At 71.8% G+C, this 14,773-nt stretch carries 12 protein-coding genes; 7 read left to right on the top strand and 5 right to left on the bottom strand.

The genetic code is table 11. The features are described from left to right. Positions 1-536: 536 nt before the first annotated feature. Entirely contained in the window at positions 537-1,286 is a 750-nt protein-coding gene (locus tag Apa02nite_RS48825) for a hypothetical protein (protein WP_203831253.1), read from the bottom strand. A gap of 60 nt (positions 1,287-1,346) precedes the next feature. On the opposite strand from Apa02nite_RS48825, the gene Apa02nite_RS48830 reads away from it, so the two are divergent. The 3 genes from Apa02nite_RS48830 to Apa02nite_RS48840 are packed head-to-tail and all read left to right on the top strand — an operon-like array spanning position 1,347 to position 3,908. Further along, positions 1,347-2,042 carry a response regulator transcription factor gene (locus Apa02nite_RS48830; RefSeq protein WP_203831254.1) on the top strand — a complete coding sequence of 232 codons (696 nt, stop codon included), beginning with the start codon at positions 1,347-1,349 and terminating at the stop codon, positions 2,040-2,042. Then, the gene (locus Apa02nite_RS48835; RefSeq protein ID WP_203831255.1) at positions 2,035-3,390 is read left to right on the top strand and encodes a sensor histidine kinase; all 1,356 of its coding nucleotides are present in this window, start codon (positions 2,035-2,037) and stop codon (positions 3,388-3,390) included. The genes Apa02nite_RS48830 and Apa02nite_RS48835 overlap by 8 nt, the downstream gene beginning before the upstream one ends. Positions 3,391-3,425: 35 nt before the next feature. Continuing rightward, positions 3,426-3,908, top strand: a complete 483-nt coding sequence (locus tag Apa02nite_RS48840) for a DUF4388 domain-containing protein (protein WP_203831256.1) — start codon at positions 3,426-3,428, stop codon at positions 3,906-3,908. Positions 3,909-3,956: 48 nt separating this feature from the next. Here the strand turns inward: Apa02nite_RS48840 and Apa02nite_RS48845 are convergent, their stop codons facing one another. Continuing rightward, positions 3,957-4,727, bottom strand: coding sequence for a DUF5995 family protein (locus Apa02nite_RS48845; RefSeq protein WP_067692796.1), 771 nt, complete (start codon positions 4,725-4,727; stop codon positions 3,957-3,959). 177 nt (positions 4,728-4,904) lie between these two features. Further along, on the bottom strand, positions 4,905-7,715 hold the full coding sequence (locus tag Apa02nite_RS48850) for a LuxR family transcriptional regulator (RefSeq protein WP_203831257.1): 2,811 nt from the start codon (positions 7,713-7,715) through the stop codon (positions 4,905-4,907). A 176-nt stretch (positions 7,716-7,891) separates the two neighbouring features. Here Apa02nite_RS48850 and Apa02nite_RS48855 point away from each other — a divergent pair, with 176 nt between their 5' ends. The 3 genes from Apa02nite_RS48855 to Apa02nite_RS48865 all read left to right on the top strand — a co-directional run bounded on the left by Apa02nite_RS48855 (position 7,892) and on the right by Apa02nite_RS48865 (position 13,222). Continuing rightward, positions 7,892-8,500 carry an adenylate/guanylate cyclase domain-containing protein gene (locus tag Apa02nite_RS48855; RefSeq protein ID WP_067692801.1) on the top strand — a complete coding sequence of 203 codons (609 nt, stop codon included), beginning with the start codon at positions 7,892-7,894 and terminating at the stop codon, positions 8,498-8,500. Between the two features lie 133 nt (positions 8,501-8,633). Continuing rightward, positions 8,634-10,688 (top strand): DNA gyrase/topoisomerase IV subunit B, encoded by a 2,055-nt coding sequence (locus tag Apa02nite_RS48860; RefSeq protein ID WP_067692803.1) that lies wholly within the window; start codon positions 8,634-8,636, stop codon positions 10,686-10,688. Between the two features lie 14 nt (positions 10,689-10,702). Next, positions 10,703-13,222 carry a DNA gyrase/topoisomerase IV subunit A gene (locus tag Apa02nite_RS48865; RefSeq protein WP_203831258.1) on the top strand — a complete coding sequence of 840 codons (2,520 nt, stop codon included), beginning with the start codon at positions 10,703-10,705 and terminating at the stop codon, positions 13,220-13,222. A 112-nt stretch (positions 13,223-13,334) separates the two neighbouring features. Here Apa02nite_RS48865 and Apa02nite_RS48870 read toward each other — a convergent pair whose 3' ends face one another. Both Apa02nite_RS48870 and Apa02nite_RS48875 read right to left on the bottom strand, forming a co-directional pair. Then, entirely contained in the window at positions 13,335-13,835 is a 501-nt protein-coding gene (locus tag Apa02nite_RS48870; protein WP_203831259.1) for an HAD domain-containing protein, read from the bottom strand. Next, the gene (locus Apa02nite_RS48875; protein ID WP_239165112.1) at positions 13,829-14,272 is read right to left on the bottom strand and encodes a MarR family winged helix-turn-helix transcriptional regulator; all 444 of its coding nucleotides are present in this window, start codon (positions 14,270-14,272) and stop codon (positions 13,829-13,831) included. The genes Apa02nite_RS48870 and Apa02nite_RS48875 overlap by 7 nt, the downstream gene beginning before the upstream one ends. A gap of 74 nt (positions 14,273-14,346) precedes the next feature. Here Apa02nite_RS48875 and Apa02nite_RS48880 point away from each other — a divergent pair, with 74 nt between their 5' ends. Then, positions 14,347-14,721 (top strand): cupin domain-containing protein, encoded by a 375-nt coding sequence (locus Apa02nite_RS48880; protein ID WP_203831260.1) that lies wholly within the window; start codon positions 14,347-14,349, stop codon positions 14,719-14,721. The last annotated feature ends 52 nt before the right edge of the window (positions 14,722-14,773 follow it).

The raw sequence follows: 14,773 nt of genomic DNA on the forward strand, positions 1-14,773 counted from the left end.
CCATAAAGATCGACTTAGGCTGAGCGGCATTGGACGCCGCGCGGCTGGCGCTGAGGGGTGCCAAAGTCCGCGGGACACACCCCTGAGGACCAGCCGGAGTGGCACGGCTGGTGCTGAGGGGTGCCTCGGAGCCCGGGAGACACCCCTGAGGACCAGCCGGTACCGGGAGGCGCGCTGCGGTTCGGGGCGGGACCTGCCTCGCGGGGGTGAGTTGCGCGTCCGGGGACCTGCCACGCGGGGGTGAGTTGCGCGCCCGGGGACCTGCCACGCGGGGTGAGTTGCGCGCCCGGGGACCTGCCACGCGGGGTGAGTTGCGTGGGGCAGGGTGGGCTGGGGCAGGGTGGGTGCCGCGGTTCGGTGGGGCGAGGCATCCCCCCGTGGTGACGCCTCGCCCGGCTCTCCGGTGGTGGAGCGTGACGCGCCCACACGAGGGCTCGACGGTGGACCATGTCGTAGCCGCCGCCCTTTATAGCATGTAGGAGAGCGCTTTCCGAGGACTATATGGGTGTTTGGGAGCGTTCCCAATTCGATGCGTCTCACTTGAGCAGATATGGGGCGATCAGCTCACTCCAACGGGGTTCACCCGTCTCGGCGATGTGCCGGACCGTGCCGGCCAGCATGTCCGCGAGCTGGATCTGCGGGTGGGACTCGGCGTCCAGGAAGCGGAACCCGAGCAGGTCGCCGCCACAGCGTTCGCGCAGCAGGTCGATTCGGCGGGGCGGGAGCTGGGTCTGCCGGTCGTGCGCGACGGCCACCGGGCCCCACTGGCGGACCGCCGCGACCAGGGCCGGTACCAGCGGGTCCAGCACCGACCGGCCGATCGGGTCCTCACACAGCCACTCCCGGAACGCCGCCGCGCCGGGAAACGACGGGAGACCGGCCGCGCTGGGGAAGGACGGGGACGCGGCAGTCGGGGGGAGTGGGTCACCGCGGCGTAGCCGGAGCGCGTCGTTCGCCGCCGCGAGGTCGGTGTCGGCGAGGTCGAGGCCGAGGACGGACGCGGCCACCGATCGTACGAAAGCGGGTTTGTCCAGGAGGAAGACGTGGCCGTTGCCGCGCATCGGTCCGGAGGGGCCGAGGAACCAGGCGAGGGTCTCGTGGTGTTTCGCGCGGAGCAGATGGTTGGCCTTGTACTGGGTGGCGGGGGAGCGGATCCGGGCGCGCAGCTCGGTCAGCACCCCGGCGGGATCCGCGATCCGCACCGACGCGTGCGCGAACAGCCGGGTGGTCGAGCCGATCAGCTTTTCGCCCTCGTACCCGGATTCGTCGCACGCGATCTCCCGCATGCGTCCTGTCTAGTCGTCCTTACCTCGCTCGAACATCGGATAACCCGCCGGAACGGCATGATGGCTCCCGTGACTGACGCGTCCAAGGGTCTGGTTCTGATCGTCGAGGACGAGCGCCCGATCGCCGATCTGGTCCGGCTCTACCTGAGCCGGGAGGGCTTCGGTGTGCAGGTGGAACACGACGGCGTGGCCGGGCTGGCGGCCACCCGGCGGCTGCGGCCGGTGGCGTGCATCCTGGACATCGCGCTGCCCGGGATGGACGGCACCGAGATCTGCCGGCGGATGCGGGCCGACGGCGACTGGACACCGGTGATCTTCTTGACCGCGCGGGACGACGAGGTGGACCGGATCCTCGGCCTGGAGCTGGGCGGCGACGACTACGTGACGAAGCCGTTCAGCCCGCGGGAGCTGGTCACCCGGGTCAAGGCGTTGCTGCGCCGGGCCGCGGGCCCGCCGGAAACCGATCGGGTACGACAGCTGGGCCCCCTCGCCCTCGACCTCGGCCGCCGCACGGTCACCCTCGGCGCGCTGCCCCTGACCCTGACCGCGACCGAATTCGATCTGCTCGCGCACCTGGCCGGCCGCCCCGGGCGGGTGTTCACCCGGGAGGAGCTGCTCGCCGCGGTCTGGGGTTATGCCTCACACGCCGGCACCCGCACCGTCGACGTGCACGTGGCGCAGGTCCGGGCGAAGCTCGGCGCCGCGGCCGGCCTGATCCGGACCGTCCGGGGTGTCGGGTACACCGCCGATGCGTGACTTCTTCCGTACGCTGACCGGCCGCGCCGTGCTGGTCACCGTGGCCACCGCGGTGGTCGCCGTGATCGTCACCGCGCTGGTCGCCGTGCCGGTCGCGGTCCGCGCCGTGAACCTGCAGATCCGGGCCGAGCTGGTGGAGAAGTCCGCGATCGCGGTGGAGCTGCTCACCGACGAGCGCCCGGCGGCCCGCGAGAAGATCGCCAAGCGGCTGCGCCAGGACGCCATCGAGATCTACCTGATCCGGCGGGGCGTGCCCGATCACGCCGGCCTGCCGGACGCGGTGATCACTGAGGTGACCGAGGGCAGCCTGGTGAACGTGCGGGCCCGGGTGGACGGGCGGTGGTCGTTCGTGGCCGGTCGCCCGCTGCCCGGGGTGGACGCCGGTGTGGTGCTCACCCGGCCGGCCTCGACCGGTGTCGCGCTGCAGGTGCTCGGCGGGGTCTGGTGGGCACTGCTGGCCGGCCTGGTCGGCGGGATCCTGGCCGGCGCGCTGCTGGCCCGGTTCGTCTCCCGGCCGATCGAGCTGGCCGCGGCGGCGGCCGGGCGGCTCGCCGCCGGGGACCGGTCGGTGCGGATCGCCCGGCACGGCCCGGCCGAGGCGGTCCGGCTGGCCGAGGCGGTGAACCAGCTGGCCGCGGCGTTGCAGACCAGCGAGGGCCGGGAGCGTGACTTCCTGCTGTCGGTCTCGCACGAGCTGCGGACGCCGCTGGCCACCCTGCGCGGATACGCCGAGGCCCTCGCCGACGGTGTGGTCGGCCCGGACGACGCCCCGCAGGCCGGCGCGACCATGCTGGCCGAGGCCGACCGCCTGGACCGGCTGATCTCCGACCTGCTCGTGCTGTCCCGGCTGGAGGCCGCCGACCTGCCGCTGGACGTGGTCGCGGTGGACCTGGTGGAGCTGGTCCGGGAGGCCGGCCGGGCCTGGTCGGCGCGGTGCTCCCCGGACGGGCCGACCCTGACGGTCGACCTGCCGGACGAGCCGGTCACCGTGGCGACCGACCCGGGCCGGATCCGGCAGGTGCTCGACGGGCTGTGCGAGAACGCGCTGCGGGTGGTGCCGGGTGGTGCGCCGCTGGTGCTCGCGGTGCGCGCGGGGGAGTCCGGCGGTGTCGTCGAGGTGCGCGACGGCGGGCCCGGTTTCACCGACGACGACCTGGCCGTGGCGTTCGAGCGGGGCGCGCTGAACCGCCGCTACCGGGGCATCCGCAAGGTGGGCAGCGGGCTCGGGCTGGCGCTGGCGGCCCGTCTGGTCGGCCGGCTGGGCGGGCGGATCGAGGCCGGGCACGCCGCCGAGGGCGGGGCGCGGTTCACCGTGGAACTCCCTTACCGGACCCGAACAATCGGCTGACGTGCGTCGATCGGGGCGGGGCCAGTCTCGTACCCATGATTCGTACCGGAAAAGCTCTTGTCGTCGCGGCGACCGCGACCCTCGCTCTGGCCGGATGCGGCGCGGCCGCGGTGTCCGAAAAAGAGATCGACCCCGAGACCGTGGCACTCCAGGCGGTCGGTTTTGTCACCGATGAGGAGACCACGGCGACAACCGACAGGGTACGACCGAAAGTCGTCCGCCAGCTCCTGCGTCACAACGCGCTCCACGGCGAGGTGACCGTGCAGGCCAAGGACGGCGAGAAGACCGTCGTGGTGCAGCGCGGGAAGATCACCGCGGTGACCGACAAGGGCCTGACCGTGGAGTCCACCGACGGCTTCACGCTCACCTGGACCTACGGCGACCCGCTGCGCGTGGTGCAGCAGCGCAAGAAGGTGGAGCGGGACACGCTGAAGACCGGCACCGAGATCGGCGTCGGCGGCGTCGAGAGCGGCTCGGCGACCGCGGCCCGGCTGATCGTGGTGAAGAAGCCGAAGTAGGGTGCCCGCTCGTGGATCCCCCCTCGAGATCCACGAGCGGAACCCGCCCTACTGCAGGAAGTCGGCGAACGGCGAGAGCAGCAGCTTGCCCAGGCCGGTGGCGGTGCGGTCGAGCCGGCGGCGCTCGTGGTCGAGCTGCGCCAGGTCGTGCCGGATCGCCCAGAGCTTCTGCGCGTTGCGCCAGGCGACATTGCGGGTGTATTCCACCATCTCGCCCTGCCACCAGTCGTCCAGGTCGCCGTTCATCGTGTCGATGAGCAGCTGCCAGCGGTCGAGATACCCCCGGCGCAGGCCCGGGATCTCCTCCGCGAAGATGTCGTTGACCTGCAGGTAGTCGTGGTGCTGGTCGCTGCCGTCGATCGGGTCGGTGCCCAGGTGGTCGAACGTGGTGACCAGTGCGAACGGCAGGTCGAAGTTGATGTGCGCGTTGACCCCGGCGACCGCCGACGGCAGCGGGCGGGCGTCCGGCCCGGGGATCCGGGTGAACAGGCCGGCCCAGACGCCGGGACAGGCCGGGCTACCCTCGGTCCAGTAGCGCAGCGCGTCGAAATAGCGCCCGGCGAACTCGACGTCCAGCCGGGACAGGAACGCCGGATCCTTGAACTTGCCCGCGTAGAGCCGGTCCAGCACGTTCTCGGTGATGGCCAGGTAGAGCTTGTTGAAGTCCGCCAGCGGGTTGCTGTTCAGCAGCGGCGGGACTTGACAGAGCACGTCCTGCAACGCCTGGAGCTGGGTGACGACGGCGGGCACGTCATCCGGATGCTCCTGCAGGATGGTGGACATCTGACGTTGCACTGGTCCCCAGATGGGCTGGGTCATCGGATCCTCCACGCGACTTGCCGGGGTTACGCGGAGGGCCCCCAGCACCGCCCGGCGGCCGGAACCACCGGGCGGTGCTCCCCCGTGCGAAACAGCCTTTCACCGGCGCCGCGCGAGGGGATCGGTAGAACGACGTATTCCGTGTACGTATGTCACGGCGAGATAACGAACGCCTGGTCAGGCCGCCGTCAAGAAGACGCGACTCGCCTGCACGCGAGTGCGTACCTGGAGTTTGTCAAAGATGTGGCCCAGGTGCACGCCGACGGTGCGCTCGCTGATGAACAGCTGCTCGCCGATCTCCCGGTTGGTCAGCCCCTCGGCCACCGCTTCCAGCACCTCGCGCTCGCGGCCGGTGAGAACCGACAGCTCATCGCCCTGATCCGGCTCCGGCGGCGCCATCGCGACGGTGTCCGCGTCGTCGGCCAGCGACACCCGGAACCGCTGGGCGATGCCCTTGATCTCGTTCGCGAGGGGCCGGGCGCCCATCGCGATCGTGGTCGCGTACGCCTGACGCAGCCCGGCGATCGCGGTCGCCCGCCGCCCCCGGCGCTGCAGTGCCGCCTCGGCGTGCCGCAGGCGCGAGTACGCGGCCGGGTACGGCTGCTGCCGGCGATCCCAGATGGCCGCAGCCCGGGCCCACGGCTCCGGGTCCTGGCGATCCTCGATCCGGCTCAGCTCCGCGGCGCAGAGGTTGAGATAACCGTCGAGCACCGCCCTGACCTCGGTCGCGGCGTTGTCGGCGCCCTCCTGCAGCCGGCCGACCACGGTGTTGAGCCGGCGCAGCGCCGCCGGGTCGACGGGTGAGCCGGCCACGTGCGCCTCGGCCTCGGCGCGCAGCCCGTGCCAGGCCAGCACACCGAGCAGCACCAGGTCGTCGGAGCGGGTCTCGGTCAGGCCGCGCTGCACCGCGGCGCGGGCCTCGGCGTGCTCCTTCTGCCACATCGCCAGGCCGGCGCGCAGCGTGAGCATCGGCAGCACGTGCCGGGCCCCGCCGCCGGCCAGCAGGGTCGCGACCGCGTCCAGGTCCCGCCGGGCGTTGTCCACCTCGCCGAAACCGACCCAGAGCCGGCAGCGGGCGAGCAGCAGCTCGACCGCGTCGGCGCCGGACGGGCGGTGCTGCATCGCCGCTTCCAGCATGGCGTCCGCCTCGGCCCACTGTCCGATCCGGAACAAGCCGTTGCCGGCGATCGCCAGCAGCCGGGTCTGGTATGTCCGGCCGACCCCGCGCGCGGCCAGCGTGGCGGCGCCCCGGCGGGCCACCAGCACGCCCTCCTCGATGCTGTTCAGCGGGCCGGTCAGCAGCTCGGCCAGGTGCAGATAGGCGCAGCCCAGGTCGTCCGGGTGGCCGGAGCGCTCGGCGATCTCCACGGCGTGCCGGATGACCGCCAGCCCGGCGTCCGGGTCCTCGCGGAACGCGGCGCTGAAACCCAGCGCGGCGCTCGCCCGGACCAGGTCGGCGGTCGAGCCGTTGACCGCGGCCAGCTCCAGGGCGTCGCGGGCGCGCTGGTTGGCGTCCGCGTACCGGCCCAGGTGCAGCAGCAGCTCGGCGAGGAACGCGGCGGCGGTGGCGCGCAGCTGCGGGGTGCAGTCCGGGGCCTGCAGGGCGAGTTCGTACTCCCGCTCGGCGGTCTCGGAACGGCCGGTGGCGGCCAGGTAGCGGGCCCGGCGCAGGTGCAGCTCGCACTCGCTGGGCGCGTCCTTGCGGCCGGCCAGCTCCTCCAGCCTGGCCAGGGCCAGCACGTGCTCGCCGCACTGGTGCGCCGACTCGGCGGCGTGTCCGAGCAGCTCAGCGCGTTCCGTGGCGTCGTCGGCGGTCAGCCGCAGGGCGATGGTCCAGTAGCGGTGAGCCTCGGCGAAGCCGTACAGGCCCTCGGCGGAGCGGGCCGCGGCGACCACCGACGGCAGCGCCCGGGCCGGCACGCCGGCCCGCTGCCAGTGATGGGCCAGCCGGGCGTGGTCGTCGGCGCCGCCGGCCGGCTCCAGGGCCTCCGCGTACCGCCGGTGCAGGGCGGCGCCCTCGGCCGGCAGCACCTCCTGCTCCAGCACCTCGGCGACCAGCCGGTGCCGCAGCCGGTACCCCTCGGCGTCGCTGACCACGAACCGGTACGCCACCGCGGCCCGGATCGCCTCCAGCAGGCCGTCCTCCGGCAGGCGCACCACCTTGGCCAGCACGGCGTGGTCGACCGGCTCGACGCCGGCCGCGACCGCGTGCACCACGGCGTGCGCGTTGGCCGGCAGCTCGTCGACCCGGGCCAGGAAGATCTCGCGCAGCGTGTCGGACAGCTCGACCCGGCCGTCGCGCAGGTCACGGGAGAGTTCCTCGACCACGAACGGGTTGCCGCCGCTGCGCTTGTAGACCCGGTCGGCGTCCTCGCCGGCCACGTCGCCACCGACGATCGCGGTGACCAGCTCCCGGGTGTGCTCCTCGGTCAGCGGCGCGATGTCGACCACCCGGACCGAACGGAGCCGGCGCAGCTCGGCCAGCACCCGGCGCAGCGGGTGAGTGCCGTGCAGGGCCTCGGCGCGGATCGCGGCCAGCACCGAGATGCGCACGTCACCCAGGCCGGCCAGCAGGTAGAGCAGCAGCTGGCGGGTGCTCCGGTCGGCCCACTGCAGGTCGTCGAGGACCAGCAGCAGCTGCCGGTCGCCGGCGATCGCCCGCAGGTCGCGGGAGACCCGCTCGAGCAGGGCGCCCGGGTCGTCGGCGACCGTCGTGGTCGCACTGTCGTGCCGGCGCAGCGCTTGCAGCACCGGGTGCAGCGGTGAGGCGTCGCCGATGTCCAGGCAGGTGCCGAGCAGCACCGCGAAATCCCCACCGCGCAACGCGTCGGCGGTCTCGCGCAGCAGCCGGCTCTTGCCGACACCACTCTCGCCGGTCACGAATACCGCGGCGGTTCCACCAGGACCGACGTTGCGCAGGTAGGACTGAATGTCGGCCAGCGTGCCGGTGCGCCCGACAAGCGGCCCGTCGTCCCCCTGGCTGGCCATGTCCGGCAGCCTAGTGCGAAAGCACGTACCACGTTGTCGTCGGTTCGGACTGTTCTGCGTCACAAAAATGACGAGCGCCGATAGCCGTCACAGATACGTCGTTCTGCGGATCCGCTGGTGGAGAACGGCTGGCACCGTACTCCCGGTCAACGCAGTGATCTGGGGGAGCGTGAGACATGACCACCATCACCGTAGCCGTCCAGGAGCGGCGCCAGACCGTGACCGTGCTGTTCATCGACATGGTCGGCTTCACCGCTCTGGTGGACCGGCTGGACTGCGCGGAGGTCCGGGCGTTGCAGCGGGACTACTTCTCGGTCGTGTCCGAGGTGGTCCGTGACTGCGGCGGCATCATCGAGAAGTACGTGGGAGATGCGGTGATGGCGGTCTTCGGCGCCGGCGAGGACGGCTTCGAGCCGGAGGCGGCCGCCTCCGCCGTGCGCGCGGGTCTGTCGGTCCAGGAGTCGTTGAGGGGGCGGCTCCTGGCCGGCAGGCACCGGGTGCGGACCCGGGTCGGGCTGGCCACCGGCGAGGTGATCGTCGATCCGGTGATGACCTTCAACGGCGGCTACGGGATGATCAGCGGCAGCGTGGTGAGCACCGCGGCGCGGCTGCAGGCCTACGCGCCGCACGACACCGTGGTGGTCTGCTCGTCGACCCGGGACGTCACCGACGCGCTCATCGCCTATCAGGAACTGCCACCCGTGTCGGTGCCCGGCAAGTCCTATCCGCTGGACCTGTGGCGAGCGCTACAGCCTCAGTCTGCCCCGCTGGTGGCGGTCGGCTAGCCTTTTTGTGGGTTTTTTCCGGTATTTTCGGGCCGGGTGGTCACGACCTGCCTCGCCTGGGGCAGAAGTGTCGGAGGCTCCGGGTAGGCTCGCGCCGTCCTTGACCACCTTGGCCGATCGGGAGTGCCGCCCTGTGACCGCACAGCCAGACACCTTGTACGGGGCTGACGACCTCACGCACCTGGAAGGGCTGGACGCTGTCCGGAAACGCCCAGGCATGTACATCGGGTCGACCGACAGCCGGGGCATCAACCACCTGGCCAACGAGATCATCGACAACTGCACCGACGAGGGTGTCGGTGGTCACGCCACCCGGATCGCGATCACGCTGCACAGCGACGGCTCGGTCCAGGTCGACGACGACGGCCGGGGCATCCCGACCGACGTGCACGCCAAATCCGGGATCAGCGGCGTCGAGCTGGTGCTGACCCGCCTGCACGCCGGCGGCAAGTTCGGCGGCTCGGGCTACAAGGCCTCCGGCGGCCTGCACGGCGTCGGCGCCTCCGCGGTCAACGCGCTGTCGCTGCGCTTCGACGTCACCGTCAAGCGTGACGGCAAGGTGCACGAGATCTCGTTCCAGCGTGGAGTGCCGGGCGTCTTCGACGGTCCCGGCCCGGCGGCGACGTTCCGCCCGGAGGCCGGTCTGCGGATCGTCCGCAAGATGAAACGCGGCGAGCCGACCGGCACCGCGATCCGCTACTGGTACGACGCCCGGTATTTCGAGACCGGCGCCCGCCTGGACGTCGACGCGGTCCGCACCAAGCTGCGCAACACCGCGTTCCTGGTCCCCGGCGTGCAATACACCGTCTTCGACGCGACCGCCGAGGAACCGGCCACCGAGGAGTTCCACTACCCCAACGGCCTGACCGACATGGTGGAGTTCCTCACCCCCGCGTCGGACAAGCCGGTCTCCGGCATCCTGCTGGTGACGGGTGAGGGGACGTACAAGGAAAACGCCGCCGACGCGAACGGCGTGATGCAGTCCAACGTGGTCCGGCAGGCCCAGATCGAGGTCGCCTTCCGCTGGGGCACGGGCTATGAGCGCAACGTCGAGTGCTTCACCAACACGATCCGCAACGTGCACGGCGGCACCCACCGCAAGGGCTTCGAGCGGGCCCTGGTCCGCTCCCTGACCGAGGCCATCCGCAACGCCCGTGGCCTGCTCAAGCCGAAGGAGGAGCCGCCCGTCCTGGACGACCTCCTGGAGGGCATGACCGCGGTCATCCACGTGCGGGTGCCGGAGCCGCAGTTCACCTCGCAGACCAAGGACGAGCTGTCCACGGCCGGCATCACCCGGGTGATGCAGACCCTGGTCGAGACGTTCGTCAAGGGCTGGATCGACGACCGGCGCACCAAGGTCGAGGCCCGCACGGTCCTGCAGAAGGTGGTGGACGCGGCCCGGGTCCGGCTGACCCAGAAGCAGCAGAAGGACGCGGCCCGCCGCAAGACCGCCCTCGAGGGCGCGTCGATGCCGCCGAAACTCGTCGACTGCCGCACCACCGGCATCGCCCGCAGCGAGCTCTACATCGTCGAGGGTGACAGCGCGCTCGGCACCGCCCGGATGGCCCGCTCCTCGGAATACCAGGCCCTGCTGCCGATCCGCGGCAAGATCCTGAACGTGCAGAAGGCCAGCCTGCAGCAGGTGCTCGACAACGCCGAGTGCTCGGCGATCGTGCAGGTGCTCGGGGCCGGTTCCGGCCGCACCTTCGACATCGGCGCGATGCGCTACGGCCGGGTCATGCTGATGGCCGACGCCGACGTCGACGGCTCGCACATCCGGACCCTGCTGATCACGCTGTTCGCCAAGTACATGCGACCGGTGATCGAGGACGGCCGGCTCTACGCCGCGATGCCGCCGCTGCACAAGATGACCACCAAGGGCCGCAACCCGGAAACCATCTTCACGTACACCCAGCAGGAGATGGAGGCGACCCTCGGCAAGCTCCAGCGGGCCGGCAAGACTCTGGCGCCGGTGAGCCGGTTCAAGGGTCTCGGCGAGATGGACGCCGACGAGCTGTGGGACACCACGATGAACCCCGCCACCCGGACCGTCCGGCGGATCACGCTGGACGACGTCGAGCGCGCCGAGGCGACGCTCGAGCTGCTGATGGGTGAGCGGGTCGAGCCCCGGAAGAACTGGTTGATCGAGGCCGCCGGCCGGATCGACCAAGAGACGATCGACGCCTGAGGGGTTGTTGAGAAGTGGCACGCCGCAAGACCGAGAACCGCGTCGACCTGTCGGCATTCGACCAGGCCGGCGCCCGGGTCATCGACAATCCGCTCACCACCGAGGTGGAGGACTCCTACCTGGAGTACGCCTACTCGGTCATCCACTCCCGGGCCCTGCCGGACGCCCGTGACGGCCTCAAGCCGGTGCACCGGCGGATCCTCTGGTCGATGTCCGAGCAGGGGCACCGCCCCGACCGGGCGTATGTGAAGTCCGCCCGCGTCGTCGGCGACGTGATGGGCAAGTACCACCCGCACGGCGACGTGGCGATCTACGACGCCCTGGTCCGGCTCGCCCAGGACTTCTCGCTGAACACACCGCTGATCGACGGGCACGGCAACTTCGGCTCGCCGGACGACGGCCCGGCCGCCTCCCGGTACACCGAGGCCCGGATGTCGCGCGAGGCGATGCTGCTGGTCGGTGAGCTGGGCGAGGGCACGGTCGACTTCAAGCCGACCTACGACGGCTCCGACCTCGAACCCAAGGTGCTGCCGGCCGCCTTCCCGAACCTGCTGGTCAACGGCACGTCCGGGATCGCGGTCGGGATGGCCACCAACATGATCCCGCACAACCTCGGCGAGGTGGTCGCAGCCGCCCGGCACCTGATCACCAACCCGGAGGCCGACCTCGACGAGCTGATGCGCTTCGTGCCCGGCCCCGACCTGCCCACCGGCGGTCAGCTGCTCGGCCTGGACGAGGTGCGCCGGGCGTACGAGACCGGCCGCGGTGTGGTCCGGATCCGGGCCAAGGCGCAGACCGGCCTGCTCGAGGGTGGCCGCGGACGCCAGGCGATCACGGTCACCGAGCTGCCCTACGGCGTCGGCACCGAGAAGATCATCGAGGCGATCACCGACGAGGTGAAGGGCAAGCTGATCACCTCCGGCCCGCGGCGCGGGCAGCGGCAGGCGGTGCGGCTGCAGGGCATCGCCGACGTCAAGGACCTCACCGACCGCGAGCACGGCACCCGGCTGGTGATCGAGTGCAAGGTCGGCGTCAACCCGCAGGCGCTGCTGGCCGACCTCTATCGGCTGACCCCGCTGGAGAGCTCGTTCGGCATCAACAACCTGGTGCTGGTCGACGGGCAGCCGCGGACTCTCGGGCTCAAGGCGCTGCTCGAGGTGTTCGTCCAGCACCGGTACGAGGTGGTCACCCGGCGGACGACGTACCGGCGGACCAAGCGCGAGGACCGGCTGCACCTGGTCGACGGCCTGCTGATCGCCCTGATCGACATCGACCGGGTGGTCGCGTTGATCCGGGCCAGCGACGACGCGGGCGCCGCCAAGGCCTCGCTGATGAGCGAGTTCGGGCTCAGCGACATCCAGGCGACGTACATCCTGGACACGCCGCTGCGGCGGCTCACCCGGTTCGACCGGATCGAGCTGGAGACCGAGCAGGAGAAGCTGCGCGGCGAGATCGCCGAGCTCAGCCGGATCCTCGACAACGAGGACGTGCTCAAGCAGGTCGTCTCGGACGAGCTGGCCGCGGTGACCAGCGAGTTCGGCCGGCCGCGCAACACCACGCTGATCGACGGTGACCTCAAGGAGGTGCTCGCCGCCTCGATCCCGGCCGGGCCGCTCGAGGTCGCCGACGACCCGTGCCAGATCATCCTCTCCGCCACCGGGCTGATCGCCCGGACCGCGGCGGAGAGCGAGGAGTCGGCCGAGGCCCGCAAGCGCAGCGGCCGGGTCAAGCACGACACGGTCCGCGCGATCATCCACGCCACCGCGCGCGGCCGGATCCTGCTGATCACCAACCGGGGGCGGGCGTTCAAGACCGACGTGCTGCCGCTGCCGGTGCTGCCGGAGCAGTCCGGGACGGTCTCGCTGCGCGGCGGCATGTCCGCGTCCGAGCTGGTGCCGCTGGAGAAGGGCGAGCAGGTGGTCGGGCTCGCGCCGCTGACCCCCGGCGAGTCGCCCGGCCTCGCGCTGGGCACCCGGCTCGGCGTGGTCAAGGTGTGCGCGCCGGAGTGGCCGGTGCGCTCCGACGAGTTCGAGGTGATCACCCTCAAGGAGGGTGACGAGGTGCTGCAGGCGACCTGGCTCGCCGACGGTGCGGAGGCGCTGGTCTTCGTCACCACCGACGCGTCGCTGCTGCGGTTCCCGGCCAAGCTGGTCCGGCCGCAGGGACTCAAGGGCGGCGGCATGGCCGGCATCAACCTGACCGCGGGGTCGTCGGTGGTCTCGTTCAACGTGGTGTCCACGTCGGAGGCCTCGCACGGCGAGCCGATGGTCGTCACGTCGACCGGCACCCAGGTGAAGGTGTCACCGTTCTCGTCCTACCCGGCCAAGGGCCGTGCCACCGGCGGTGTCCGGGTGCAGCGGTTCCTCAAGGGCGAGACCGAGCTGGTGGTGGCGTGGGTCGGCCCGCGCCCGGTCGGCGCCAGCAGCACCGGCGACCCGGTCGAGCTCCCCGAGCCGGACGCCCGCCGCGACGGCTCCGGCGTCGCGGTCATCATGGGCCCTCAGCTGATCGGCCACCACATCGAGCGCGACTGATTTTTCGGTACGACGACGGCCCGCCGGTTCCTTCCGGCGGGCCGTTCGCTTTCCGACCGGCCCCCACCTCGCCGCTCGCCTCCCGCCGCTCGATCTCGCCGAGACGGGGCTGCTACGTGGGCGGCGCGGCGACGAAGGTTTCGATGGTGGTGAGGTGGTCCGGCTGGAGCCCGCGGTTCGGGGCCGGGGCGATCAGCAGGGTCCGGCCGAGCCGGGGGAGTTCGTCGTGGGCGGCCGGTGGGATGTCCGCGTCGTCGGTCCAGATCAGCGGGCGGCCGTCGGCCAGGACCTGGTGGGCCGCGGCCAGCTTGGCGATCGGGGCGTCCGGCGGGGCGAGGTCCTCGTGCCAGCACGGCTCGAAGCGGGGCAGCCCGAAGAGGCGTTCCAGCTGGCCGGTGTGGGCACACCAGGTGGTGCACCAGCGGATCTCCACGGCACCGCTCCGGTGCAGCGCCCGGATCCGGTCGAGCAGGGCCGGTGCCCAGCGCATCAGGAAGCCGGTGCCCCCGGCGTAGGCCATGCCGCGGCGGGGCGCGGCGCTCCAGCCGGGACGGTTCGCGTTCAGGACGCCGTCGACGTCCAGCAGCCAGACCGGCGTGGCGGCGGTCACCATGCCGGGCGGATACGGCCGGGGACGGTGAGGCGGGAGAGGGCGGTGCGGACCGTGGCCAGCTGTTCCGGGCCGAGGGAGTCGGCCCAGGGGCGGAGGACCTGCTCGGCGGCCTCGTCGGCGGCGCGGGTGCAGGCCCAGCCCCGGTCGGTGAGGGTCAGCAGGCGGGCGCGGGCGTCGGCCGGGTGCGCGCGGCGCTCGACGTAGCCCTTGCGGACCAGCTCGTCGGCCATCTGGCTGGCGGCCTGCTTGGTGACTCCCAGGTGCTCGGCGAGTTCGACGATGGTGGCGCCGTCCGGGGCGAGGCGGACGAACGCGTAGCCGTGCGCCGGGCGGATGTCGGTGAAGCCGCGGGCCCGGACGCCGGCGTCGATGCCGTCGACCAGGGTGGATGCGGCGCCGAGCAGCAGCACCGGGAGGTCCAGAAGATCACGTCGCACCGGAACAGTTTGACATGAAGGTCAAGCCGGTTGACTATGTAGTCAAGCAGCTTGTCTATTTGCGGGGAGAGATCATGGCGATTCATCGGCGGGACGAGGCTGTTGTGCACCGGCTGCACGGGGCGGTCTTCCATTCGTACGTGGCGCCGGCGACCGGGAGCACGGAGCTCTGCGCCTGGCGGCTGGAGATCGCCGGCGGCGTGGAGGGGCTGACGCACCGGGTCGACCGGGAAGAGGTGTTCCTGTTGCTCGCCGGCCAGATCAGGGTGTCCCTGGACGGGGTGTCCGAGGGTATGGCCGCCGGGGACGTGCTGCGGGTGCCGGCCGGGTCGGTGTTCGGTGTCGACAACCCGAGCACCGAGACGGCGCAGGCGTGGGTGACCACCAGCGTCGGGCTGACGGCGACGCTCCCGGACGGCTCAGTGATCAGCCCACCCTGGGTCCGCTGACCCGAGCGTGGGGAGTTGTGGCGCGCTCCGCACCGAAACTCCCCACGCAGGG

The organism is Actinoplanes palleronii, assembly GCF_016862315.1.
GTDB lineage: Bacteria > Actinomycetota > Actinomycetes > Mycobacteriales > Micromonosporaceae > Actinoplanes > Actinoplanes palleronii.